General features: G+C 59.2%; 24 protein-coding genes. 12 read left to right on the top strand and 12 right to left on the bottom strand.

Annotated features, from left to right (window positions below; all coding sequences use genetic code 11):
• Positions 1-78: 78 nt before the first annotated feature.
• Both ACOBR2_RS17550 and ACOBR2_RS17545 read left to right on the top strand, forming a co-directional pair.
• Entirely contained in the window at positions 79-261 is a 183-nt protein-coding gene (locus tag ACOBR2_RS17550; RefSeq protein ID WP_420237399.1) for a hypothetical protein, read from the top strand.
• Positions 258-1538, top strand: coding sequence for an ammonium transporter (locus ACOBR2_RS17545; RefSeq protein ID WP_420237398.1), 1281 nt, complete (start codon positions 258-260; stop codon positions 1536-1538). The genes ACOBR2_RS17550 and ACOBR2_RS17545 overlap by 4 nt, the downstream gene beginning before the upstream one ends.
• Positions 1539-1620: 82 nt before the next feature.
• Here ACOBR2_RS17545 and ACOBR2_RS17540 read toward each other — a convergent pair whose 3' ends face one another.
• From ACOBR2_RS17540 to ACOBR2_RS17530, 3 genes are all read right to left on the bottom strand, one after another.
• A complete protein-coding gene (locus tag ACOBR2_RS17540; RefSeq protein ID WP_420237397.1) occupies positions 1621-2016 on the bottom strand; it encodes a thioesterase family protein in 396 nt (131 codons plus the stop codon).
• A 231-nt stretch (positions 2017-2247) separates the two neighbouring features.
• Complete coding sequence (locus ACOBR2_RS17535) at positions 2248-3192, bottom strand: tyrosine recombinase XerC (RefSeq protein WP_420237396.1); 945 nt, start codon at positions 3190-3192, stop codon at positions 2248-2250.
• Entirely contained in the window at positions 3189-4271 is a 1083-nt protein-coding gene (locus ACOBR2_RS17530) for a site-specific tyrosine recombinase (RefSeq protein ID WP_420237395.1), read from the bottom strand. The genes ACOBR2_RS17535 and ACOBR2_RS17530 overlap by 4 nt, the downstream gene beginning before the upstream one ends.
• Positions 4272-4570: 299 nt before the next feature.
• Between ACOBR2_RS17530 and ACOBR2_RS17525 the strand changes: the two genes are divergently transcribed.
• Positions 4571-5317: an HAD family hydrolase gene (locus tag ACOBR2_RS17525; protein WP_420237394.1), complete on the top strand. Its 747-nt coding sequence runs from the start codon at positions 4571-4573 to the stop codon at positions 5315-5317.
• Between the two features lie 192 nt (positions 5318-5509).
• Positions 5510-5950 carry a (deoxy)nucleoside triphosphate pyrophosphohydrolase gene (locus ACOBR2_RS17520; RefSeq protein ID WP_420237393.1) on the top strand — a complete coding sequence of 147 codons (441 nt, stop codon included), beginning with the start codon at positions 5510-5512 and terminating at the stop codon, positions 5948-5950.
• Positions 5951-5966: 16 nt separating this feature from the next.
• Here the strand turns inward: ACOBR2_RS17520 and cutA are convergent, their stop codons facing one another.
• Positions 5967-6311 carry a divalent-cation tolerance protein CutA gene (gene cutA, locus ACOBR2_RS17515; RefSeq protein ID WP_420237392.1) on the bottom strand — a complete coding sequence of 115 codons (345 nt, stop codon included), beginning with the start codon at positions 6309-6311 and terminating at the stop codon, positions 5967-5969.
• 186 nt (positions 6312-6497) lie between these two features.
• Here cutA and ACOBR2_RS17510 point away from each other — a divergent pair, with 186 nt between their 5' ends.
• From ACOBR2_RS17510 to ACOBR2_RS17500, 3 genes are all read left to right on the top strand, one after another.
• A complete protein-coding gene (locus ACOBR2_RS17510; RefSeq protein ID WP_420237391.1) occupies positions 6498-7907 on the top strand; it encodes a phosphoglucomutase/phosphomannomutase family protein in 1410 nt (469 codons plus the stop codon).
• Positions 7908-7967: 60 nt separating this feature from the next.
• The gene (locus ACOBR2_RS17505) at positions 7968-8357 is read left to right on the top strand and encodes an FtsB family cell division protein (protein ID WP_420237390.1); all 390 of its coding nucleotides are present in this window, start codon (positions 7968-7970) and stop codon (positions 8355-8357) included.
• Positions 8358-9025: 668 nt separating this feature from the next.
• Positions 9026-9361: a PilZ domain-containing protein gene (locus ACOBR2_RS17500; protein WP_420237389.1), complete on the top strand. Its 336-nt coding sequence runs from the start codon at positions 9026-9028 to the stop codon at positions 9359-9361.
• A gap of 164 nt (positions 9362-9525) precedes the next feature.
• On the opposite strand, the gene ACOBR2_RS17495 is transcribed toward ACOBR2_RS17500, so the two are convergent.
• Together ACOBR2_RS17495 and ACOBR2_RS17490 are read right to left on the bottom strand one after the other, a co-directional pair.
• Positions 9526-9846, bottom strand: coding sequence for an RNA chaperone Hfq (locus ACOBR2_RS17495; protein WP_420237388.1), 321 nt, complete (start codon positions 9844-9846; stop codon positions 9526-9528).
• A 244-nt stretch (positions 9847-10090) separates the two neighbouring features.
• Positions 10091-11191, bottom strand: a complete 1101-nt coding sequence (locus tag ACOBR2_RS17490) for an ATP-binding protein (RefSeq protein WP_420237387.1) — start codon at positions 11189-11191, stop codon at positions 10091-10093.
• A 228-nt stretch (positions 11192-11419) separates the two neighbouring features.
• Here ACOBR2_RS17490 and ACOBR2_RS17485 point away from each other — a divergent pair, with 228 nt between their 5' ends.
• Entirely contained in the window at positions 11420-12766 is a 1347-nt protein-coding gene (locus tag ACOBR2_RS17485; protein ID WP_420237386.1) for an aminopeptidase P N-terminal domain-containing protein, read from the top strand.
• A gap of 242 nt (positions 12767-13008) precedes the next feature.
• Here ACOBR2_RS17485 and ACOBR2_RS17480 read toward each other — a convergent pair whose 3' ends face one another.
• The 4 genes from ACOBR2_RS17480 to ACOBR2_RS17465 all read right to left on the bottom strand — a co-directional run bounded on the left by ACOBR2_RS17480 (position 13009) and on the right by ACOBR2_RS17465 (position 16238).
• Positions 13009-13746 carry a sugar transferase gene (locus tag ACOBR2_RS17480; protein WP_420237385.1) on the bottom strand — a complete coding sequence of 246 codons (738 nt, stop codon included), beginning with the start codon at positions 13744-13746 and terminating at the stop codon, positions 13009-13011.
• Positions 13747-15047: 1301 nt separating this feature from the next.
• Positions 15048-15407: an energy transducer TonB gene (locus ACOBR2_RS17475; protein ID WP_420237384.1), complete on the bottom strand. Its 360-nt coding sequence runs from the start codon at positions 15405-15407 to the stop codon at positions 15048-15050.
• Positions 15408-15448: 41 nt separating this feature from the next.
• Complete coding sequence (locus tag ACOBR2_RS17470) at positions 15449-15640, bottom strand: hypothetical protein (RefSeq protein ID WP_420237383.1); 192 nt, start codon at positions 15638-15640, stop codon at positions 15449-15451.
• Positions 15641-15659: 19 nt separating this feature from the next.
• On the bottom strand, positions 15660-16238 hold the full coding sequence (locus ACOBR2_RS17465) for a class IV adenylate cyclase (RefSeq protein WP_420237382.1): 579 nt from the start codon (positions 16236-16238) through the stop codon (positions 15660-15662).
• 95 nt (positions 16239-16333) lie between these two features.
• On the opposite strand from ACOBR2_RS17465, the gene ACOBR2_RS17460 reads away from it, so the two are divergent.
• On the top strand, positions 16334-17389 hold the full coding sequence (locus ACOBR2_RS17460) for an L-threonylcarbamoyladenylate synthase (RefSeq protein WP_420237381.1): 1056 nt from the start codon (positions 16334-16336) through the stop codon (positions 17387-17389).
• A gap of 40 nt (positions 17390-17429) precedes the next feature.
• On the opposite strand, the gene ACOBR2_RS17455 is transcribed toward ACOBR2_RS17460, so the two are convergent.
• Positions 17430-19034, bottom strand: coding sequence for an EAL domain-containing protein (locus ACOBR2_RS17455; protein ID WP_420237380.1), 1605 nt, complete (start codon positions 19032-19034; stop codon positions 17430-17432).
• A 184-nt stretch (positions 19035-19218) separates the two neighbouring features.
• Positions 19219-20616, bottom strand: a complete 1398-nt coding sequence (locus ACOBR2_RS17450; protein WP_420237379.1) for a pyridoxal phosphate-dependent decarboxylase family protein — start codon at positions 20614-20616, stop codon at positions 19219-19221.
• Between the two features lie 105 nt (positions 20617-20721).
• On the opposite strand from ACOBR2_RS17450, the gene ACOBR2_RS17445 reads away from it, so the two are divergent.
• From ACOBR2_RS17445 to rimP, 3 genes are all read left to right on the top strand, one after another.
• Entirely contained in the window at positions 20722-21033 is a 312-nt protein-coding gene (locus tag ACOBR2_RS17445) for a BrnT family toxin (RefSeq protein ID WP_420237378.1), read from the top strand.
• On the top strand, positions 21020-21316 hold the full coding sequence (locus ACOBR2_RS17440; protein WP_420237377.1) for a hypothetical protein: 297 nt from the start codon (positions 21020-21022) through the stop codon (positions 21314-21316). Before ACOBR2_RS17445 ends, ACOBR2_RS17440 begins: the two co-directional genes overlap by 14 nt.
• 298 nt (positions 21317-21614) lie before the next feature.
• Positions 21615-22226 (top strand): ribosome maturation factor RimP, encoded by a 612-nt coding sequence (gene rimP / locus ACOBR2_RS17435; RefSeq protein WP_420237376.1) that lies wholly within the window; start codon positions 21615-21617, stop codon positions 22224-22226.
• Positions 22227-22232: the final 6 nt, after the last annotated feature.

The raw sequence follows: 22232 nt of genomic DNA, 5'->3' as shown, positions 1-22232 counted from the left end.
GACGTATGGTTTTCTTCCGGCCCCATGCGAGGGCCGTTGCAGCGCTCCGCACCCGTTCGAGGCACGGAAAGGAATACCGTGAAGATTGCAGGTTTGCTGGTGATGCCCACCGGTTTTTTTCTGGTGCTGGCGGCGCTGGTCATGTTCACTGATTCGGCTTCGCAGGCTGCTTTTGTTTTCTGCGGACTGGCGGTTGAGGCGGTAGGGCTGGGCGTGGCCGTACGCGGCCACATGCTGACTCGCGGGGAGGGCCGTCTATGACCGCCCTGTCTGAAGCCAGTTTCGTTCTGGCCTTTGCGCTGCTGTTGGTTGCGCCTTTGGCCATTGCCGGTGTGGCTCTGATCAACGTTGGCCTGGGTCGCTCCCGCTCGGCTGCGCAGGCCCTTCTGGGCAGTGTGGCCATGGCCGCCGTGGCGGTGATTCTGTTTGTGCTGATCGGTTCTGCCTTTGCCGGCAGCCTGCCGGGCGGCGTGGGCCATGTGCTGAATCTGGCCGGCAAGCCCTGGAATCTGCTGGGTTCCGGTCCGCTGTTTGCCAGTGGGCTGGCTGCCGCTCCGGCGGTCCGTCAGTTGGGGCTCCTCTTTGAGGTCTTTTCCGTAGCGTTGCTGGTGCTTTTACCCTGGGGCTCGGGCGCGGACCGGCTGCGTTTGCAGGCTGGTTTGGCTGTGGCTGCGGTGCTGGCTGTGTTGTTGTTTCCGCTGGCTGCTTATTGGAACTGGGGCGGCGGCATACTGGCCACACTGGGCGCAAACTTCAAGCTGGGTGCGGGCTTTCAGGATGCGGGCGGTGCGGGTTGTATTCACACGCTGGGCGGACTGGCGGCTTTGGCCGTGGTCTGGGTGGCGGGTGCGCGGCGCGGCAAGTTTCCTCGCGAAGGGCTGGCCACGGCCATGCCCGGCCACAACACCGTCTATATTCTCTTCGGCTGCTTGCTCACATTGGTGGGTTTTCTGGCTTCCAATTGCGCTGGAGCCCTGATTTGGCTGCATGCGCCGCTGGGTGAGCTGGCTCCCACAGCGGTGAACACGATGCTGGCTGCCAGCATCTCTCTGGCTGCCACCTTTACCGTGACCAGCGTGCGCTTTGGTAAACCCGACGCCAGCCTGTGCGCCAACGGCTGGATGGCCGGTCTGGTCACATCGAGTGCGGCGGCGGCTCTGGTTTCGCCCGGGGCCATGCTCTTCATCGGGCTGGTGGCGGGCGTAATTACGCCGCTGCTGGTGGAAGTTTTTGAGCTGGCGCTCTCCATCGATGATCCTTCGGGAGCGGTTGTAGTGCACGGCATTGCCGGTATCTGGGGCCTGCTGGCGGCGGGCGCGTTTTCAGGCGGCGCGGGGCAATTCATTGCGCAGATGGTGGGCGTAGCCGCGCTGCTCGGCTTCTTTTTCCCGCTCTTCTACTTCCTCTTTCTTGGGCTGGACCGTCTGGTTCCTTTCCGCGCCGATCCGGATGGTGAGCGGCTGGGCATGGACCTGCACGAGCTGGGCGGCGGAGCCTATCCGGAGTTCGTCATTCACCGCGACGACTCTTACCGCTGATCTTTTGCAGTTTTGCAAACACCAAGGGCCGCATCCATTCCGGATGCGGCCCTTGGTGTTGCGCTTTGCTCTACACAAATTTCTACAATGCTTTTGCCTTCGCTTTGGCCAAAAACTTCTCCACGTGGATGACGAAGCGTTCGTGCGTACCGGAGCCGATCTGCTCTTTCTCATCGAATGCCTGCACGGAAAAAACCAGACGGCGGCCATCCACTTCGGTGAGTTCAGCTGTGGCATGCACGGCCAAGCCAACCGGAGTGGCGGCGGTGTGCCGGATCTTGAGGTCGGTTCCCACGGTGCTCATGCCGGCGGGCAGATGCGCCGCAACCGCGCTCACTGCCGCGCCTTCCATCAGGCCGATCATGGCCGGAGTCGCGTAGACAGGAACGTTTCCGCTGCCGTACTGGATTGCAGTGTTTGCGTCGCTGACCACGTCCCGCTTTTCGCCGGTCATGCCGACCGATAGATTCAAATCCATTGCGATTGCTCCTGACTGATTTTCTCACGGCACCTGCGGTGCGGCTGATCGCTTCGCGTGACTTTGCCTGGATTTTGGGTAGTTTTTTGCGTCGTCCCTTGTATGTTGCTTTCCCCACGTTGAAACGTGGGGCTAACCTGCGCTGCGCCTACGGCGCGGGCTGAAAAAGCAGCTGCCGGTTGTTGACTGCTGGCAGAAATCTGCAGGCTGGAAGCTAGAAGCTGGGAGCTATCAACGTGCGCGGGGATGCGTCTGGTCGTAGACCTTTTCCAGTTGCGTGGTGGTCAGCTGAGTGTAGCGCTGGGTGGTGGAAAGTCGCTCGTGGCCGAGCAACTCCTGAATGGCGCGCAGGTCAGCGCCTTCTTCCAACAGATGCGTACCGAAGGCGTGGCGCAGGGTGTGCGGGTGCACATCGCCGGAAAGTCCCCGCTCCGTGGCGATGTGTTTGACGATGCGGCCTACGCTGCGGGTGGTCAGGCGAGCCTCGCCGCCAGGACGGTCCAGGCCGCGCAGGTACTTGTTGAGCAGCAGTGCCGGAGTGTCGTGTTTTTGCGCTGCAGCTAGCACTGCTTCGCGCTCGTCCAGATAGGCGCGCAGAGCCTGGGCCGCCGCATCGCCGAGTGGCACCAGCCGCTGCTTCTGGCCTTTGCCGCGAATCAGCAATGCATCGTTGGCCCACTGAATGTCTTCGAGGTTCAGGCCCGTGAGTTCGGCGTTGCGCACCCCGCAGCCGTAGAGCAGTTCCAGAATGGCGCGGTCGCGGGCGGGCCAGCTAGCCGTATCGTCGCCCACCGAATCCACCACGCGGTTCATCTGTTCAATGGAGGGCACGCGGGGCAGGTGTTTGGGCAGTTTGGGGGTTGAAACCAGCGCGGCGGCGTTCTGCTCCACGCGGCCAGTGCGGGCCAGCCACTTGAACCAGCTGCGCACTGCGGCGAGTGCGCGCGCGGCCGAGGCCTTCGAGAGTCCGCGCTCATAGAGTGTGCCCATCCAGGCGCGAATGTGAGTGTGTTCAATGCGCTCGACGGCGGCGTCCGCGCCCTGCTGTTCCAGGATCCACGCGGCAAAGCCGGTCAGCTCACGGCGATAGGCGCGCAGCGTATGTTCGCTTGCGCCACGCTCACCGGAGAGCATGCGCAGGTACTCATCCACCAACGCTGTCAGAGCTTCGCTCACGCCGGTTTCTCCAGCACGGGCATATCGGGCTCGCTCTCTTCAATCTTGTGCGCGTCCATGCTGTGCGAATTCATGCCGTGCGAGGCAGGGAACTGCACTGCATCGCTCGGCGCGTCCATGTTGAGCGCCTCCTGGCTGCTGTGCGCCATCGCGCCACGCGGATGGAACTGGCGATGCACGGCCTTCAGCCGACCCAGTGCCAGATGCGTGTAGATCTGCGTGGTGGAAATGTCGGCGTGGCCCAGCAGCGTCTGCACACTGCGCAGATCCGCGCCATGCTCCACCATGTGGGTGGCGCAACTGTGGCGCAACTGGTGCGGACTGCTCTTGCCGTCCATCAGCTTCATCATCTGCCACACCCCCTGACGGGTCAGGGGCATGCCGCGCAGGGACAAAAATAGCCATGCCCGCTCGCTTTTGACCACGCCCGCCTTGCGCCGGGTGCGAATGCGTTCCAGGTGCGGACGGCCTTCACGAAGATAGTGTTCCAGCGCCTCAATGGCGGTGCGGCCAAGCGGCACCACGCGTTCCTTGTCGCCTTTGCCACGCACCATCACCCGCCCCTGATCGAGCGCCAGATCGCTGGTGGCCAGATTGACAAGCTCGGAGACGCGCAAGGCTCCGGCATACAAAAGCTCCAGAATGGCGCGGTCGCGCAGATCGGTGGCGCGGGCCTGCGGATGGGCTGCGGCCACGGCCGCGCGGTCCAGCATCGCATTCACCTCAGACTCGGTCAGCGATTTGGGCAGCACCTTCCAGGACTTGGGCGATTCAATGTGAATGGTGGGGTCGTGATGAATGCGGCGGTCCAGCAGAAGCCACTTGTAAAATCCGCGCAGGCAACTGAGCTTGCGCGCCGCCGAGCGGGCGTCAATGGCGTGCGCGCGTAGATGCTCAAGAAAAGCGGCCACGTCTTCGCGCACCGCCGTGAGTAGAATGCCGTTGCGCTCTTCCAGAAACTCGGCAAAGGTGCGCAGGTCGCCGAGGTAGGCCTCGCAGGTGAGCGGACGCAATCCTTTTTCCACGCGCAAATACGCTTGGTAGTCGCGCAGGATCGTCAGATTGCCAGTAGCATCCACTTATCCGATTATCGGCCCACTGGAATCTGGTGACACAAATCCACCTCGACAATGAATCATGATCATTACGGAATCAAGCTGGGCACTACGCGCCTACTTGCCAGCCAGCCAGCCTTGTGCCTGCCGAAATACGCTTCAGGTTGCACATAGTGGTACGCATGAGCGCTTAGATGTAACAAAATATCTCCGACAAGAGTTTTTACTCGATTTTGTCGCTGGAGTGACGATAGATATAGGCACGACCGGCGGCTTTCAGCGACAATACAATTGGTAGAATTTCGATCAGGCAGAGAAGCGTTTTGACGGATACTCAGACGGAAGCAAAGAAGTTGACCGCCGACGAGTTTTCGCGGCAGGTTCTAGAAGACAAGCCCCGGGTTGCAATCTTCGACTGCGACGGTACGCTCTGGAGTGGCGACTCCGGCTACGGGTTTATGGTCTGGTCTTTGGAGCAGGGACTGGTTTCGCGCTCCACCTCAGACTGGATCGATGCCCGCTACCGATCGTATTGCGCTGGCGACATCGACGAAGAGACGATCTGCGGCGAGATGGTGCAGATGTACGCCGGTCTGCATGAGCGAGAGCTGCAATCGGCTGCGGCCGAGTATGTGCGCTCGTTTGTGCTGCCACGCGTCTTTTCCGAGATGGCTACGCTGGTGGAGGATCTGACCAAGGCTGGCACCGAGCTGTGGGCCGTCAGTTCCACCAATCGCTGGGTGGTGACGGAGGGCGTGCGTGCCTTCGGCATTCCGGAAGAGCGCGTGCTGGCTGCCGACGTGATAGTGGTGGCAGGCAACATTACCAGCACCCTCAAGGACGTTCCTACCGACGAGGGCAAAGCCACGGCGCTCAAGCGCGTAGGCCTGAGCAGGCCCGATATGGTTTTTGGCAATTCCTTGCACGATCTGGCTATGCTGGATCTGGCTGCCAAGGCTTTCCCGGTGAATCCTTCGCCTGGTCTGTTGGAAGCAGCAGCCAGCCGTGGTTGGGGCTACTTCCGCCCGGCAGCCGCTGAGGTTGTACGGCCCGCCGCGAGCGAAGAATAATTTTTGTGGTTTTTTAGAGCCCCGCAGGCCGATTTCTACGGCTGCGAGGCTTTTTCTTTGCAGGTTTTTCCCTGAAAATCGTACTGTCGAGGGGAAACCCCCTCTGGGTTTCTTCTCCAGCATCGTCCCAAAAGGTGCATTTTGAGGTGCTTCCACCTTCTGCAACCGTTTTTGTGCGGTTACACTAGGTGTGTGAGCGTCCCCCCGCACCAACTCGGCGCGCATTCTCCTGGACCCGCACTGCGTTTTGTGGCGGCGGGGCTGATTGTGCGTGGCGGCGAGGTGCTGATTGGCCAGCGGCGGCCTGACCAGCCGATGGCTTTGCTTTGGGAGTTCCCCGGTGGCAAGATCGAGGCCGGCGAGAGCCCTGAGCAGGCACTGAAACGAGAGCTGAGCGAAGAGCTTGGCATTGACGCCACTGTTGGCAAGCCAGTCATTCGCATTCGCCACAACTATCGCCACGGCGGCGCCGTCGATCTGCAGTTTTTCGCGGTGCATGAGTTTTCCGGCGAGGTAGGCAACAACATCTACCAGCAGGTGCGCTGGGTGCGGCTGGAAGATCTTCCCGATTACGACTTTCTGGCCGCCGACCGCGGGCTGATCAAGGATCTGGCGGCAGGCAAGTTGCTGTAAATGCCGACAGGTCCGTCTATGCTCCGTTTTCTTTTTTGAGACTTTCTTCCAGCCACTGCAAATAGCCCTTGCTGCCCGCTTCCAGCGGAAGAACCAGAAACTCCGGCGTTTCATAGCTGTGCAATGCGTGCAGGCGGGTTTCCAGCGCGTCCAGGCAGGCGGCATTGGTTTTGATCAGCAGCAGCGCCTCAGCGGAGGTTTCGATTGCGCCCTGCCAGCGGTAGACTGACTCGGCACCGGGCAGAATCGAGGCGCAGGCGGCCAGCTGTTCCTCGACCAGTGCGTGGGCCAGTCGCTGGGCTTCTTCGCGGCTGGAAGTGCTGGTGAGCACAAGGCGGGCAGAGTGTGTGGATTCGGGCATGGCACCTCCAGAAGAAGATGAAATAATAATATTAGGGACGAAAACAGGCAGAAAGTTACAGGCGGGGAACATTGTAAACGTAGAACAAAGCTTCCTGCTTGCCCCTGCCGTCTGGCTCGGGCATTCTGGTTCTTACCTACTTTATCCTCATTAACCGCTTTCAGCTTTTCAAGGGAGATTGAGCAGATGAGCACTACGATCAAGTTCGGCACTTCCGGCTGGCGTGCCATTGTGGCCGATGAGTTTACCCTCGCCAACATCCGTCTGGCCGTGGCCGGCATTGCCGCCTATGTAAAGACCCAGCCCGCGCCCCATCGTGTGTTGATCGGCCGCGATCCGCGCTTCCTGGGCGAGAACTTCGTGCTGGAAGCCGCCAAGGTGCTTGCGGCGGCTGGCGTTACGCCTATCGTCATTTCTGAAGCCGCGCCTACCCCGGCCATTGCCTATGCGGTGCGCACCCTCAAGACTTCGGGTGCCATCAACTTTACCGCCTCGCACAATCCGCCGGAGTACAACGGCATCAAGTTCTCCACCTCTGACGGCGCTCCGGCGCTGCCCGAAACCACCAAGCAGATTGAAGCGGCCATTGCCAGCCTACAGGCCAGCAATGCGGCCATTCCGACGGCTGAACCCCCGGCGGGCGGCTTTGAGACCGCCGACGTGAAGCCGGCCTTCCTCGCCCGTCTGGCGGAGCTGGTGGATCTGAAGGCCATTGCCGCCAGCGGCATCAAGATCGTCTACGATCCCTTCTGGGGCGCGGGTCGTGGCTACACCACCGACATTCTGCGCTCTGCTGGCGTTGCCGTTGAGGCCGTGCATGACTACCGCGATGTGCTCTTCGGTGGCCATGCGCCTGAGCCGGACGATCACCTGTTAGGCGACGCCAAGGCTAAAATGAAGGAGATCGGTGCAACGCTGGCTGTTGCCACCGATGGCGATGCTGATCGCTTTGGCGTGGTCGATGCAGACGGCACTTTCATCCAGCCTAACTACATCATCGCTCTGCTCTTTGACTATCTGGTGGAGACGCGCGGCTGGCGTAACGGCGTGGCCAAGAGCGTGGCCACCACCAACCTGATCAACGCCCTCGCCGAGCATCACAAGATTCCTCTCTACGAGACGCCGGTAGGTTTCAAGTACATTGGCGAGCTGATCAACCAGGACAAGATCGCGATTGGTGGCGAAGAGTCGGCCGGTTTGACCATCCGTGGCCATGTGCCGGAGAAGGATGGCGTGCTGGCCGGATTATTAGTAGCCGAGATGGTAGCTCGCCGTGGCAAGAGTCTGAGTGTCCAACTTCAGGACCTTTTTGCCAAGCTTGGTTCCTTTTACCCCATTCGAGAGAACTTCCACTTGACCCAGGAGGCGAAAGACCGCTTCACTGAGAAATTGAAGGCTGATCCCACAGAGTTGAGCGGACGCAAAGTGGCCAAGGTGGTTCGCACCGACGGTCTGAAGCTGATCCTCGAGGATGGCTCGTGGGTTTGCTACCGTTTGTCGGGCACTGAACCGGTGGTGCGCGCCTATAGTGAAGCACGCAATGTTGCCGATGGTGCGGCGTTGAGCGCGGCAGCCAAACATTTCGTACTTTCATAGTCGTTGGCCTGCGGCCGGCATCAGGAAAACAGACCAGGACGCCCAAGACGCCCAAGACGCATGGACCAGAAGATCAACAAACCGGAGACTCAGGGCGAGGCCAGCGCGGCAAAGTCGGCCCACCTTGAGCAAAGGCCGTGGACCGAGCGCATGTGGCGGCCAACCGGAACGGTGGTGGCCGTCAGCTTGGCAATGTTGCTTACCTGGCATGTGATCAACGGCCAGCACGGACTTTCGGTATGGCATCAGAAGCGCATGGAAGACCGCGAACTGCAGAAGGAGATTCAGTCGCTCGAGCAGGAGAACGATCAGCTGCGCAGGCAGATTGACCGCCTGCAAACCGATCCGGATGCGATTGAACGAGTGGCGCGGGAAAAGCTGCACTACGCGCGCCCGAACGAGGTGATCTACAAGATTGCGACTCCGGCGCAGGGTGCCCAGACAAAGTAGACTGGTTCTCCTTCGAGCCAGTATCTGATTTTTTATAATTCACAAGCCCTGGTTCTTCCGGGGCTGATTTTTTTTGTTTTTTATCCGATAAAAACAATTGGACTCAGAACAAGTTCCTGAAAGGGTGCGCCGTTGCAGGCGGAGAGGAGAGGGGTGTGGACACAACAGACTTTAAACCCAGCGTGCTGGTACCGCTTTGGATTGGCCGCGTGGGAATTGTGCAACTCGACAAGATGCCAGAACGGCCGGTCTTGATCCAGAAGAATGCCAGCAGCACGATGCTGCGTGGGCAGATGATCTCGTTTCAGGCTACGCACGCGCGTGTGCAGGCCTTCGATCCGCTGCTGATCTGGCAGAGCACACGCCTTCTGCTGCACTTTCGTTTTGGCGAGCAGGTCTTCGAACTAGCGGGCCAAACTCGCGACAGTTTTAACGATCATAGCTTCGTTCTTGAATTTGATGCTCCAAGCCGCGAATTTCTTTGTCACCACGGCGAGCCGCTGCGGGCAGAAGGTCTGCTGGAAGGTGAGCTGAGTAAGCCCACCACCGAAGAGCTGCCGAAGGAAGAGCCGACGAAAGAAGCGCAGCAGCAGAAGAAAGTTCAGCCCAAAGCACAATCCGCCAGCGGCGCAACAACGGAGGGCCTGACGCGCGAACAGTTGACGCGCGTGCGTTACGAACCCGCCCCCGGCGGCATTGAACGACGCAAGGATTTTCGTCACGAAATCCAGCAGGATGCTCAGATCAGTTTTGTCAGCACTAGCGTCACCATGAATTGCTGGCTGATCGAGATCAGCATGGGAGGCGCCCGCATCTACACCGAGCAGGCCATCAATTACGCGGTCGGCACTGCCTGCGAACTGCGCTTCGTCAAATATGGCCAGTCCTACCTGCTGCCGGCGCACATTCAGGTCAAGAACAACGATCAGCTTGCCGGGTTGCAGTTCGAGGAGCTTAGCCAGCGCATTCAACAGCGACTCATCGAGTTTATTAAGGAACTTTAGAGGCAGAGAAGAGTGTGAACGCGTTGACTGGGGGCAATCTTGTGATTGTTCTGCATCAACTTTCTCTACCTGAATTGTTTGCCTTCATACAATTTGCAGAAAAGTAAAAGCCTCGCTGGCAGATTCTGCCTACGAGGCTTTTCTGTTTACTGTCCTCTGATTCCTTACTCCCCCATCTTGTACATATATTTGATGGCGTGCTTGTAGACGAGGGTACGGGTTTTACCGCGCACCTTCAGGGCGCTGCGGTCGTACCATTCGATGCAGCCTTCCACCTGCGTGCCGTCCTCCAGCACGATTACCATCGGCGTCTGCGCCTGAATCTGCTTTTGCAGATAGAAGAGTTCGGCCTGACGCAGGGGGGCGTCCAGAGCGATGGCGTGGGCGGTGAACAGCGTGGTCTGGGGTGTGGGCAGAGAGCGGCGTGGCCGCCGGATGCGCTCAGTGGGCGCAGGGCTCTCTGGGGTAGTTGGCGAGTCGCTCATTGGAGCCTTCCCTTCAGCGTGGAGGTGTGGCGCGCGCCCATGGGCTCGCGGGTTGCGGAGAATCTTTCCTGGATGCGCCGTAGCGGCTATCGTAGAAAAACTCGGGGCAGTCGAACATCCCGCTTCGGTCCGCTGACCGATTCTTGTGGGGAAACTGTTCCTACAAAGATGCCACAGATGGGTGCTGGATTCTGATTTTTATCTTTTTCACTGCGGCGCAGCTCTCTGTAAGTGAAACAGAGAGCTAGCGGCGTTCCAGACTGGCGGCCATCGCATCCAGTGAGAGCGAGCGCAGCAGATTGCGACGCAGGCCAGATTCCACCTGTCCGAGTGCCCGCGCCGCGCCATCGATCCAGTCAATGCTCAGTCCCTGCGCCATGCGGTCCAGCTCGTTCACCAGATCCAGATTGCGAATCAGCATGGGGGTTCCGGCCACGGTCAGCAGCAGGTCTTCGATCAGGCTGCCGAGCGCTCGCAGCAGGCCCACGGTCTTCTCTTGCCCCTCGGCTCCGGCACGGTAGGCTTCGGTGGCGCGGAAGAGCGTGGAGTAGTCGGGCTCGCGCAGGGCCGCGTGCAGAATCACCAAGGCATCCTTGCGGCAGGTCAGGTATTTTTCCAGATCGAAGCCAATCGCCCGGCCCACAGCACCCTCGGCCAGCCGCGCCACCAGCGCACGGTCCTTCGACTTTAGCTCCGGCCGCCGCGTTTCCAGCAGCGCGTCCAGCTCGCCCCCTGGAATCGCTCCCAGGCGGTGCAGTCCGGCCCGCGAACGAATAGTGGGCAGCAGCTCCTGCGGGTTCTCGGTGAGCAATACGAGCGTGGTGTGCTCGGGCGGCTCCTCCAGAACCTTCAGCAGGCTGTTGGCGGCTTCCTTCATAAAGGCCGACGCGGTAAAGATGGTGAAGGAGCGCCTCGCCTCGGTGGGCGGACGGTAATAGGCCGCGTGGATCGCCTGCCGCACCTGCCCAAGCTTGATCAAAAGCTGTGGCGGGTCGGGCGGAATGATCATTACGTCGGGGTGGGGCTGAATCAGGATGCGGGTCTCGCGTTTGTCGACGTCGCGCAGATCCTCACGCGCCGCCACAGCCTCGGCCACTCGTTCTTCCAGGTTGGCTGCGCTGTCGATGCGCGTGCAGTTGCGGCAATGGCCACAATAGTCCGGCAGACCGTCGGTCTCGGTTGGCTCCAGGCAGTTCACGGCCTTGGCCAGCATAAGCACAAGTGTGTACTTACCCGCGCCACGCGGCCCGGCCAGGATGAGCGAGTGCGGAAAACGGCCTGCCTGCACCGCCTCACGCAAGTGCCTGACCGTTGCCTGATTGCCTAAAAACTCTTGGAATCCCACAGATTGAGTGTAGGCGATTTGGCCTGTTTTGGTGGAGGGCCTCCGGCCAGATTTACCGCTGGAAGCTAGAAAAGAAGTTTTGCGACCTAGCAAATTCAGAATTGCTGTAGAGGGAGTTGATGAATCAAAGTGCCGTTTTCTCCAAGAAAACGGCACCCTGCACACTCTTTCAGACGGCACGATCATTCTGAATTTGCTCTAGCCAGGGTGGCGGGCCACAATAGCGGAATGAGATTCTTTCGTGCCTTTGTTGCCTTTGTTCTCGTGCTTGGTCTTGCCGCTCCCCTGCTGCAGGCCATGGAAAAGCAGCCCCTTACTACCTACCATGCGCGGCGTGTCGCGCTCGGTAGTCAAATAGAGGGCGGCGTAGCCGTGCTCTTTGCCGCGCCGGAGCCTCTGCTGGACTTTATGGCCTATCGCCAGGACTCGGAGTTCTTCTACCTGACCGGTTGGACCGAGCCCGGCGCGGCCCTCATGATCGTTGCTTCCGACGCCAAGGCCGGCCAGCCGCGCCCGTACCGCGAGATTCTCTTCCTGCCCACCCGCAATCGGCGCATGGAGCTTTATACCGGCGCAAAGATGGACTCCGCCACCCCTCAGGCGACCGTAAAAACCGGTTTTGACGAAGTGCTGCCGATGAGTGCAATGCCCGCCGTGCTGAACCAGCTGATCGATGCCGACCGGCGCATGGCCTACCGCATCTGGGGCCAGCCCAGCAGCGAGCCTACCCGTGCTTTGGCCAGCTTTACCGATACGACTCTGGGCATGGACGAGGTTCCGGCTACGCGCAATGTGAGTGCCCCCATCGACGAGCTGCGCCTGGTCAAGGACGCAGGCGAAATCGAGCTGATGAAGAAGGGCGCAGCCGCCAGCGTGGCCGCGCAGCTGGAGATGATGCACAGCGTGAAGCCAGGCGTGACCGAGCTGGCTATTGCCGGCAAAATGGCCGCCGTATGGGCCGAGCATGGCTGCGAACGGGCCAGCTACGCGCCCATCGTCGGCTCTGGTCCCAACTCGACCGTGCTGCATTACTCGGAGAACTCACGCACCATCGAGGATGGCGATCTGGTAAACGTGGATGCGGCCTGCGAATACTCGATGTACGCCGCCGACATTACCCGCACCGTGCCCGCCAATGGCCACTTCACCCCCCGCCAGCGCGAGATCTTCGAGGTGGTGCGCGGTGCGCAGCAGGCCGCCATCGACGCTTTTGTGGCCGGCAAGTCCACCATCAATGACCGCGACCGTAAAGACCCGAACTCCCTCGACACGGTGGCCTACAACTATATCAATACCCATGGCAAGGATCTGCACGGGGATCCGCTAGGCAAGTACTGGTTGCACGGCCTCGGCCACATGATCGGCATTGAGGTTCACGATCCGTCCGCGTATCCGGCAGTGCTCAAACCGGGCATGTTCTTTACCATTGAGCCGGGTGTTTACATTGCGGAAGAGAAGATCGGCGTGCGTCTGGAGTGCCACTTCCTGGTGGGTCCCGACGGCAAGCTCATTGATTTGGATAAGGATCTTCCGCATACCCCCGACGAGATCGAGGCGGAGATGAAGCGGAAATAAGCGAGGAAAGAGTGCGCGGAGCTTGTAGGTATTTAGGAATCTGCAGCCCCGTGTATTTCTCTGGGAGGTACTCGACGCAGGATAACGTGCAGGGTTCCTGTGTCGAGTGCTTGGATGCCCACCAAGCTTTTACCTTCTAATGGAGCGCCAGATCTTCCTGGTTGAGAGCCTTCGATCATCAACGGCCCAAAGCTGACGAAAACGAATTCCAGGAAGCGGCTTTCTGGTCTTTCAGGACCAGGTTACTCGGTTCCAACCTGTGTATAGCCAAACCCTGTGGCATAAATGGCCACCTTGGCAGGAACTTTTCTTGCCGGAACAAGTAGTTCTTCCAGAAAAGCATTGTCCCAGCGGCGCAAAACGGTATTAATCAACAGTGCGAAATCCGAGTAGAATGTGGCGTTTGCCATGTATTCAGCATCGAGACGAAGCTTTGCAGGCAGAACCACGTCATGGTAAAAGGCGTCCAGGTTCTCATGCGGAATGCGCGCCAGCGCAACTTCTTCCCGGGCAAAAGCAACTGTTGCTGCACCGGTAATGCCCGGCTTGCAATTCAAAATCTGCACCGTCTTGCTGTGCTCGGGCAACTTGGGCCGCGGACCAACCAGACTCATGTGGCCAGCCAGAACGTTCAGCAACTGCGGAAGTTCGTCCAGCTTCCAGCGGCGCAGGAAAGGACCCACCGGAGTAAACCGCTGGTTCTTGGCCGTGGTCACTGCATGATGCTTCTGCTTGACCGTATGTTCCATGGTGCGGAACTTGAGGATAGGGAAGGTCTTGCCATAGCAACCCACACGACGCTGGATAAAGAGCACAGGGCCGTTGGAAGTCAGGTAGACAGCAAGTGCAACAGCGACGAGTACGGGAAGCAGGAACGGAAGCGCCGCAAGCACGCATGTACAATCAAAGAGCCGCTTGGTAAGGGAATTCGTCCATGCGCTTACTTCATCTGGTTGTGTGCCTCTTGTAAAAGTCAGCACCTTTCCTCCCGACCGAGTTCCTTGCTCGATAGTTGATTCTTCAGTGCAGCATGTCCCTACTTGCGTAATCCCGAACGCTTGCTTAGTTCTGACTGGACCCGCGCCTGTGTTCGAATCGTTTACCTGATCTCTCAAGGATGTCCCCAAATTGTCTTTCGTGAGTATGGCAATGTACCCCAGAACTCTTCCATACCTCAAGAAGACAGGTCTTCTTTTTGTGAGATGAAAAACCATTTCACAAAAAAGTATTCAGGTTGCCAAAGTCCTACATGTCTGGTGCTGCATCTTTCTCCACTCTGAGCGGAGAGGCTCACCCTTAAGGGCGAACTCTTTTGCCACTATTCTAGCACCTCTCCGAAATGCTTCTGTTACAGGATGTAGCTCTCCAGGAAGCGTCGTTGGCTTTCAAGCTCTCTGCCAACGCCTCTTCCCCTATATCTTCGACCAGGAAGGATAAATCTTGAATCCTTTCGGAAAATTAAACATCTTCGAAGATACCAACGTTGCTGCTCTAATTCCCTCAGACGGGCTGATCGAGCCTATCAGTTACGCCTGGCCTATAAATTTGCATTTGCCAAGGATGGTGCGCGTTCAAGCGTAATGAGCTGTTCTACTTCCATCTTACAAAGCATGCCCCATGACGTAAAGGTATGATTTATCGGCGCAGCAAGAAATAATCCAGATGTTACAAAATGAGTACTTATTTTTTTAGTCCCGGATTGAAAACAGAATTGACTTATTCCGCCAGAAAAAACTTGAAATCGAAAAAGTCATGGCTTTTCCTCTACGCTAGAGCAAAATCAGAGTAAACCTGCCCTTGCTGAGAGCATTCAAAGGGGCTTTTTCTTGAGGAAAATGATCATCGAGAGAATTGCCTTTGGGGACAGCTACTCTGTTTTTGCTTTAAGGTGGTTCTCCAATAGCTCTACTTCAGAGTATATGCAGAAGGGCTAGCCCCTCGGAGAACCGCTCCAAGGGGGCTTGGAGCAAGTTCCACGGGGAGTCTTTCTCCTGAACGCCAGGAAAAAAACAACTCTCTTCGAGTGTTTTGGCTGTTGCGGCGCGCAAAAGAAAACGGCGCGCCAGCCGAGGGGATGATCTCAGGCCAGCGCACCGCAGGAAATACCCCCCAGTGGTGCATATAAAAGTTCCCGGGAGAGGAGGATCCCTCCGGGATCAGCTGGCTTGCCGTGGTGTGCTCGCCAGCAGGTGAAACACGCAAGTTCAGGAAAGGAAAAAACTACAGTTGCAACAAAATTGCCGTCGTCAGACCGGGCCGGAATCCGCAGTCGGACGCAGGGTTACTGGATGTTGAAGTTCACGGCCACATCGACCTTGGAATCGCCCGCGCCAGACTCAAACTTCCATTTGCGGACAGCGTCTTCAGCGGCCACGGCCAGCATGTGATTGCCACTGATGGCCTTCACATCGGTTACCTTGCCGGTAGCGTCGACGGTGGCTTCCACCTTGACTTCGCCGCCAATCTTCATGCGCTTGGCGATTTCAGGGTAAACAGGTGCTACACGCGACTTGACGGCGCGATCATCAGCCGCCCGAGCCGGAATCGCCATGGCAACCACAAGAGCCAGAGCCGCGGCCTGAATCATACGAACGGAATAGCGGCGCACCCGGCTGGAATGAATACTGAGAAATTTAGACATATTGCTGTGCCTCCTGGTACATGAGAATTTCCTCACCTGACTTATCGGCACGGAAGAAAAATTTCATGAACAAATTTTTTGAATTTATTACCAAAGGCATGGGTGTTGACCGAGAAAAATGCAAGAGAAGAGCTGTTTTTATCGAATAATACGGTGTTTCTTTGAGTAAGGAGAAGAAATAGAGAACCGAAAAACTGGCGCAGCTGAGGTTTCATCCGCTGCGCCAGGTCCATCTCAGCCGTTTTTCCTGATTTATTCTTCCCGATTTGCCACGGCGGCAAAGGTCAGATCGCGGGCCTGTGAGTTGTGCGTCGTACGCCACTGCTCGAAGAGCCGTCCGTAGCTGAGCGTGATGTAGTCGGCCGGGCTCAGGCCCAGCAGCGGAGCTGCGCTGTCAATCCAGTCGGGTTCGCCTTCCAGCTCGGCGTAGTTGCCGATGGGCGTTTCGTCAATGACGCAGTGGCCGCCCTCAAACTGCCATTCGGTGCGGTACTTTTCATAGCGAAAGGCCTCGGTCAGGCCGAGCGAGCGGAAGATCTCAGCCAACGTGGAGCCGTCGCCCACTGTGGTTTCAGTCTCAATGCGGTGTTTGTGGCGGTCTTCGCCGGGGCCTACGTCGGGCAGGCGTTTGTGGGTCACTGTCCAGCGGCCAGCATAGCTGCGGATGCGCAGTATCTCAGTGTGGGCGCGCAGGTTGCGGTCAGGCGTGTCATAGAGCACATTGCTCTCAAAGGCACGCGGAGTGACCAGCTGAAAGCCGGCGCCTTCCAGGTGTTGATTGAGGGTCGCCACGTCGGCAACCCGGAACTTGATTTCAGTCTCGATGGCCATCGTAAGGCAGAGTATACCCGAGCTTGCAGTCTGGTTTGAAGCTTTCCTGCAGGTACCGGCTGGTCCTCCGGGCCAATGCGGGCGAAAATAGAAAGGTGAAGACTTTGCGATGGACGGTCGACCCCGATCGTCTGGATACTCCCGAGGCCGCGCAGGTGCTCGATCAGGCGGCGGAGATTTTGCGCCGGGGCGGGCTGGTGGCCCTGCCCACGGAAACCGTCTACGGACTGGGTGCTAACGCGCTCGACGCTGAGGCGGTGCAGCGCATCTTTGCCGCCAAGCAGCGGCCCAGCTGGGATCCGGTGATTGTGCATATTGCCGATCTGGCGCAACTGGACGGTTTGGTGCAGGACGTTCCCGAGGCTGCCCGCAAGCTGATGGAGGCCTTCTGGCCGGGACCGCTCACACTGCTTTTGCCGCGCAGTGCGGCCATTCATGACGCGGTTACGGCTGGCCGGCCGCTGGTGGGTGTGCGCATGCCCGCGCATCCGGTGGCGCTTGAGCTGATTCGCCGGGCGGGCGTGCCAGTGGCAGCTCCCTCAGCTAACCTCTTCAGCCACATCAGCCCCACCACGGCTGAGCATGTACTTGCTGACCTGGATGGCCGCATTGACGCGCTGCTCGACGCTGGCCCGGCCCTGCACGGGGTGGAATCGACGGTGATGGACCCCGGCGCAAGCCCGATGATCGTCTACCGGCCGGGTGCGGTGACGACTGTCCAGATTCGAGACACTGCCGGCCCGGTTGAGCTCTTTCTGCCGGCGGAAAAGCAGGCGAGCGAGCCCCGTGAGGCGCTGCCTTCGCCCGGGGTTGGCATTCGCCACTATGCTCCGCGGGCCCGGCTCTACCTGCTTGACCTGCCGCTGGCAGAGTTTGGCGAGGAAGTGGCCCGGCGCGCTGCCGATTTGAGTGGTCAGAAACTGGGTGTGCTGTTGCCGGAGGAGGCCATGCTGCCTGCCGCACTGGCTGGTGCTGCCGTCTACCGCTGGGGCAGTTGGCAAAGGCCCGAGGAGCTGGCACAGCGGCTCTATGCGGGGTTGCACTGGCTGGATGCGCAGGGCGCGGCGGCCATCTTCTGCCCCAAGCCTGCGGCCGACGGCGTGGGCGCAGCCCTGCTCGATCGTTTGGGCAAGGCGTCGCGGCCGAAGTAACGGCGGCGGACAGCCTTCAGCTTTCAGCTGACAGCTAAAATCAGACAGCCGTCAGCTCAGGGCTGACAGCTGAAAGCTGCTTTTTATCGATTTCGGCACGCAGTTTAATGAATTCTGCCAGCGGCTGGGGGCGGCCAAAGAGCCATCCCTGGACCAGAACGGGCTGTTCTGTGGCGGCAAAATAGCTGGCCTGTTCCTCGGTCTCCACGCCTTCCACTACTACGTTCAGATGGAGCGTTTCCACGATGGCAAGAATCTGCGGAATCAGACCCTGGGTAAGCGAGCCGGTGCCGATGGCGCGGGTAAAGCTTTGGTCTATCTTGATGGCGTCCACGGCGAGGTCCTGCAGGTAGGAGAGGCTGGAGTAGCCGGTGCCGAAGTCGTCAATGTGCACCCTGTGGCCACGTTTACGCAGGTGGCGGATTGCCTCGATGGCCACTCCCTTTTGCACGGTCGAGCTTTCGGTAATCTCCAGTGTCAGCCGTTTTGCAGCAACGCCTTCACGGCGCAGGCTGGCATCAAGAAACTCCGGGAAAGCAGGGTCCTCAAGGTCGGCCGTGGAGAGATTCACGCTGATGTTGAAGTCGGTGTCAGTGCGCAGCGTTGCGCCAAAATCGCTGAGCACCTGCCCGATCACGTGACGGGTAATGGCGGTGACGAAGCCACGTTTTTCGGCAATGGCGATGAACTCATCGGGGCGCACCGTGTGGCCGTCCTCGTCGGTCCAGCGGGAGAGCGCTTCGGCCCCCATGGTTTTGCCGCTCTGCAGGTCCACAATGGGCTGATAGACCACGCGGATCTGCCCCTTGCGCACGGCGCGTCGCAGCTGCTGTTCCAGGCTTTTATTGCGGCGGTAGAGCAAGGCCATCAGGCCGGCCGTCAGTGCGGAGAGCAGGCTGATTAGCACCACGCACTCGTTATAGCTGATGCGGTTGGCGGCAATTGCATCGGGCAGTGCCACCCAGGTGGTGACGCAATCAAAAAAGCGGATGGAACAGCGCGTGGCATAGAGTGTGTCGCCAACGCGGTAGGTGCCTTCGCTCGCCAGAATTTCAGGGGCAATTTTGGCGGCTTCGCCAAGCAGCATGCTGCGCTTCTGGGTGGGCGCGTCGGTGGAGGTTTCCACGTAGTGCAGGGGCGCGGGCTCCAGATGCAGCCGGGTCTGCGGCGTGTACACCACAAAGGAATTGTCGCGCTGCAAGGTGAATGTGCTCAGGCCGGAGTTCTGATAAAAGGCCAGATCGCGATAGACCGTTGTGCCGTCCTGCTGTGTTACCAACGGCTGATCCATGGCCGTAGCCTGATCCAGACGGCCCAAGGCCGCTGAACAGGCGATGCTGCCATTGCGTATGCGTCCTGCGTCCTTCAGCGACTGCGACTCGAAGATCAGAGCGCGCAGGTAGCTGATCTCGGCGGGGGAACAGAACTGGTGCTCCGAAGCGTCCACTGCGGCCAACGCCGTGCGCAATTCGGTGGCGGCAGCTTCTTCGTCGGCAATGAGCTGGCTGGCGTAGCGGTCCAGTCGCTCGTTCATGATGCGTGCGGTAACAGCTCTGGCTACGGCGTTCCCGGCCAGAATGCCCAGAATCCCTGCACAAAGGGTGACTGAAAAAATGGTAAAAATGCGTTGCCTGAGTGTGGGCATAACCTTCCGCTTCCGATTCTGATCAGGTGAATGTGTGGGACGGCCTGAGCGTGGAATGCTGATTCCCTTATCGGGGAAGGCAGGAAGAGCTTGATAAATAGAAGATTAAAACTATGAGATTTTACTCATGATGCAGGATAGTAGATGAGGGAAATCCAATTTATGAACTGCAAACGGTGCAAATCTACTTTGCAGCCGCTCGCAGCATGGCTTCCAGGCTCCGTTCCACGTCCTCATCGGTCGTCGCCCAGGAGGAGACGCTGATGCGCATGGCGGTGTGGCCCTGCCAGACGGTGGAACCGCACCAGCAGGTGCCGTCCTGCTGAATTTTGTCGATGGTGGCCAGGGTTTTTTCCGGCGAGCCAAAGCTGACCAGCACCTGATTGATGACCACTTCATTGAGGATGGTGTAGCCGGCAGCCTGCAGGCCTTCGGCAAAACGCCGCGCGTGGCGCGTGGTTCTTTCCACCAGATCGGCCATTCCCGAGCGGCCCAGCGACTTGAGCGCGGCCCACAACTCCACGCCACGGGCCCGGCGCGAAAGCTCCGGATTGTGGTCGGTGGGTTCGCGGTGATCGCCCAGCTTCAGGTAGGCGGCGCGGATCGACATGGCGGCCCGCAGCGCTTCCGGCCGGCGTACCAGCGCCATGCCGCAGTCGTAGCCGGTGTTGGGCCATTTGTGCCCGTCGGTGGCCCAGCTATCGGCCAGATCAAAACCCTCAACCAAAGCGTTCAAGCGCGGAGCAGTGCGGGCCCACAGGCCGAAGGCACCGTCCACGTGAATCCACGCGCCAGCTTGACGGGCGATGGGCGCAATCTCGGCTGCCGGGTCGAAAGCTCCGGTGTTTACGTTGCCGGCCTGCAGGCAGAGGATGGTGTGGTCGTCGAGCGGAGGCAGTGTCTCGGCCCGCATACGGCCCTGGTCATCGACTGGAACCCGCGTCACGCGTTTGCGGCCTAAACCAAGCAGACCCAGCGCCTTGACGACGGAAGCGTGTACTTCATCACTGACCACCACCTTGACCTCGGGCGCGCCAAAGAGTCCATCTTCCTCGACGTTCCAACCCTGACGGGCGAGAATTTCGTGGCGGGCGGAGGCAAGGGCGGAAAAGTTGGCCATGGTGGCACCGGTCGTGACCGCGCCACCGGTTCCTTCGGGCAGACGCAGAAACTCCCGCACCCAGCCGAGGGCAACTTCTTCCAGCGTGATGGCTGCCGGGGATTGCACAAAGAACGATGCATTCTGATCCCACGCATTCACCAGCCAACCCGCCGCCAGCGCGGCCGGCAGGCAGCCGCCGTTCACAAAGCCGAAGTTGCGGCCAGCGGTTTTGTGAACGGTGGCCGGGGCAGCAACCTGATCGAGCAGGCGCAGTACCTCTTCGTCCGCAACCGGAGCTTCGGGCGCGGCTTCACGAAAGAGGTCGAGCGCGGCAACTGCTTCAGCAGAGGGCTCAACCGCACGGTCGTTCTCATTGTTGAGATAGGTCACGGCAGAGCGCAACGCCGCTTCAAGCAGCGCAGTGCGCCGGTGCTGGAATGCGACGGCAGATGCAGGCAGGGAAGAAGAATAGGAAGACATGCTACTGGGTCCAGTTTAGCACCAGGCAAATTCCACCAATGTACTTATGGAAGCAAGTGCGGATTGAGAGCGCGTCAATTTTCTTGACATTCGTATATACATTAGATGTACGTTGTTGCCATGGACGTGTTTTTTACCTTCTCCGGCCAGAGGTTTCGGTGGGACGTTGAGAAGGCATTGTCCAATCAGGCCAAGCACGGGATTCGTTTTGAGCAGGCCTGTGAAGTTTTCTTCGATCCTTTTGTCTGTTTAGTGGATGCTACGGCCGACGAGGAAGTCCGCGAGGCCGTTCTCGGTCTGGCGGAGGATTGGACGCTATTGTTTGTCGTCCATGCAGTTCGCGAGGCGGGTGTGATTCGCATGATCTCTGCACGTCCTGCCACGCGTGGCGAACGGAGGGTGTATGAAAACGACTGAAGAGATGCTTGAGCAGCGGTTGCGTCGTGAACGTCCGATGACGACCATCAGCATCCGTGTGCCCGAAGATGTGATCGAAGACCTCAAGGAGACGGCCCCCAAGTTGGGTTTTTCCGGCTATCAACCTCTGATCCGCGCCTACATTGGCCAGGGACTGCGCAAGGACCTTGTCCGCTTGAACCGGCCAGAACTGGCAGGGATGGAAGATGCAATGCGTCGCCATGGCGTACAAGAGGAAGTGATTGCCGCGGTGCTGGGCGAGGCGTTGTGTCGGCCAGCCTGAACTGAGTCCTGACGCACAGTTGGATTCGCTTGCGTACGGCGCGTCTGGTAGTTCCAGCAGGTTCTGAAAACGCGTATTCTTTCTTGCTTTTTCGTTGTATTCATTCCCATTTCGCGGTATTCTGACCATGCAGACGCGTTTGTCCGCCTGTCAATACCGTGTGCGCACCGGTTGGCGGAGAGATGAGTGGGCTCATAGCCCACTTTTTCTTTGCAGCGAACTGCAAGGGGGGTGAATATGACCCCCGCAGGCCCTCCCTCCCTGGCAAGTGATCCAGCGCAAAGATCCTTAGAATCAGGTGGTTGGCAGTAAAGGACGCATGGCTTTCAAGCTGGAAGAAATTCGCGCAGTGGCTATTCGGGTCGCCTCCAGTCACGGGCTCGACGTGGTGGACTTGGAGTTCGCCGGCCCGGCGAAGGAACGTACCTTGCGCGTTTTCCTCGAAAAAAACGCCGAGGGACGCGCCCAATTCAAGGCGCAGATCGAAGCGGGCTCGGATGATCTGCCCGAGCGGCTGCGGGAAGGCTCGCTCAGTGTGGAGCAGCTCTCCTGTACGACGCACGAGGATTGCACGAACTTCAGCCGCGACCTCAGCATGGTTTTGGACGTGGAAGAGCTGGTGCCCGGCGATGCGTATACGCTTGAGGTGAGTTCGCCCGGCCTGGACCGCAAACTGCGCACGATTGAAGATTTTCAGCGTTTTGTGGGGGCCCTGGTCAAGCTTCAGACCTATGAGCCGATTCGCAACAACCGCCACTGGCAGGGCCGTTTGATGGCCGTTGACGGCGAGAACCTCACGCTGGACCTGAACGCGGTCCGGCAGAACAGCAAGAGCCGCAAGGCCGGCATCACCACGGTAGAAATCGCCTTTCCGAACGTCGAGAAGGCCAACCTGGTGCCGGAGATTTAAACCTTT

The sequence above is a fragment of the Telmatobacter bradus genome (genome assembly GCF_048629425.1).
Classification (GTDB): Bacteria; Acidobacteriota; Terriglobia; order Terriglobales; family Acidobacteriaceae; genus Telmatobacter; species Telmatobacter bradus.
The sequence above is the reverse complement of the archived record's forward strand: the minus strand, read 5'-3'. Positions and strand labels throughout refer to the sequence as shown.

Bases quoted from the DNA above. Each gene is read 5' to 3' on its own strand.
- ACOBR2_RS17545 (WP_420237398.1), top strand. From the start codon at position 258: ATGACCGCCCTGTCTGAAGCCAGTTTCGTTCTGGCCTTTGCGCTGCTG.
- ACOBR2_RS17540 (WP_420237397.1), bottom strand. From the start codon at position 2,016: ATGGATTTGAATCTATCGGTCGGCATGACCGGCGAAAAGCGGGACGTG.
- cutA (WP_420237392.1), bottom strand. From the start codon at position 6,311: ATGCCCGAATCCACACACTCTGCCCGCCTTGTGCTCACCAGCACTTCC.
- ACOBR2_RS17510 (WP_420237391.1), top strand. From the start codon at position 6,498: ATGAGCACTACGATCAAGTTCGGCACTTCCGGCTGGCGTGCCATTGTG.
- ACOBR2_RS17505 (WP_420237390.1), top strand. From the start codon at position 7,968: ATGGACCAGAAGATCAACAAACCGGAGACTCAGGGCGAGGCCAGCGCG.
- ACOBR2_RS17495 (WP_420237388.1), bottom strand. From the start codon at position 9,846: ATGAGCGACTCGCCAACTACCCCAGAGAGCCCTGCGCCCACTGAGCGC.
- ACOBR2_RS17485 (WP_420237386.1), top strand. From the start codon at position 11,420: ATGAGATTCTTTCGTGCCTTTGTTGCCTTTGTTCTCGTGCTTGGTCTT.
- ACOBR2_RS17475 (WP_420237384.1), bottom strand. From the start codon at position 15,407: ATGTCTAAATTTCTCAGTATTCATTCCAGCCGGGTGCGCCGCTATTCC.
- ACOBR2_RS17470 (WP_420237383.1), bottom strand. From the start codon at position 15,640: ATGGACCTGGCGCAGCGGATGAAACCTCAGCTGCGCCAGTTTTTCGGT.
- ACOBR2_RS17465 (WP_420237382.1), bottom strand. From the start codon at position 16,238: ATGGCCATCGAGACTGAAATCAAGTTCCGGGTTGCCGACGTGGCGACC.
- ACOBR2_RS17455 (WP_420237380.1), bottom strand. From the start codon at position 19,034: ATGCCCACACTCAGGCAACGCATTTTTACCATTTTTTCAGTCACCCTT.
- ACOBR2_RS17450 (WP_420237379.1), bottom strand. From the start codon at position 20,616: ATGTCTTCCTATTCTTCTTCCCTGCCTGCATCTGCCGTCGCATTCCAG.
- ACOBR2_RS17445 (WP_420237378.1), top strand. From the start codon at position 20,722: ATGTACGTTGTTGCCATGGACGTGTTTTTTACCTTCTCCGGCCAGAGG.
- ACOBR2_RS17440 (WP_420237377.1), top strand. From the start codon at position 21,020: ATGAAAACGACTGAAGAGATGCTTGAGCAGCGGTTGCGTCGTGAACGT.